This window comes from Cupriavidus sp. 22TCCZM01-5 (genome assembly GCF_057798915.1).
This window is the reverse complement of the sequence record NZ_JBYOJR010000092.1, coordinates 1-922: the sequence shown is the minus strand read 5'-3', so window position 1 is coordinate 922 and position 922 is coordinate 1. Positions and strand designations below refer to the sequence as shown.

The 922-nt window shown below is 60.3% G+C and carries 1 protein-coding gene; it reads left to right on the top strand.

What is annotated here, in order from left to right:
* Positions 1 to 90 precede the first annotated feature (90 nt).
* A protein-coding gene (locus AC3FNH_RS32555; protein WP_488723010.1) for an IS5 family transposase occupies positions 91 to 902 on the top strand; the annotation gives its coding sequence in 2 pieces (ribosomal slippage) (positions 91 to 430 and positions 430 to 902; 813 coding nt in all).
* The last annotated feature ends 20 nt before the right edge of the window (positions 903 to 922 follow it).

Genomic DNA, 922 nt, shown 5'->3' with positions numbered 1-922 from the left:
CTAAGAAGCTGTTGCGAAATTACCCATAGGGTCTGTTAACTTTCTCAAGCCGGTGTTAACTTCCTGTCTTGTTTTGCCTGACAGGAAGCGATGCCCGGAGAACTGATAGACGACGAACTGTGGTCACTCATCGAACCACTGCTGCCAGTGCGAGCGCCGCGCAGCCGCCGATATGCAGGGCGCAAGCCGACGCCGGACCGAGCGGTGCTGACTGGCATCGTGTTCGTCCTGCGTTCTGGCATCGCCTGGAACCTACTGCCACAAGAGATGGGCTGTGGCTCAGGCACTGCATGCTGGCGGCGGCTGGTTGCGTGGCAGAAGGCTGGTGTCTGGCAACGCATCCACGAGACGCTACTGGCCGAGTTGCGCCGTCGCGGCCAAATCGACATGGCGCGCGCCATTGTCGACAGTTCCTCGGTTCGCGCCATGCTGGCGGGAAAAAAACCGGCCCGAACCCAACGGACCGGCGCAAGCTCGGCAGCAAGCATCACCTCATCGTCGACGCGCAAGGCATCCCGCTCGCAGTCATCCTGAGCGGCGCGAACTGCAACGACATCACGCAACTCGATGCGCTGGTCGAGGCGATTCCGCCCATTCGCGGAAAGCACGGACGCCCTCTGCGCAAGCCGAAAATCGTCCAAGGCGACCGGGGCTACAGTTCCGAACCACACCGACAGCGCTTGCGTAAGCGCGGCATCACGCCCGTGCTTGCCAAAATCGGCTCGCCTCACGGCAGTGGGCTCGGCAAAACGCGCTGGGTCGTGGAGCGCTCGATTGCTTGGCTCCACTCGTTCAGACGCCTGAAGATTCGATACGAACGATATGCCCATGTCCACGAAGCCTTCCTGTCCCTTGCCTGTTCACTGATTTGCTGGAGCAGGCTAAAGCACTGCATTAGCTAATTTCGCAACAGCTTCTAAGG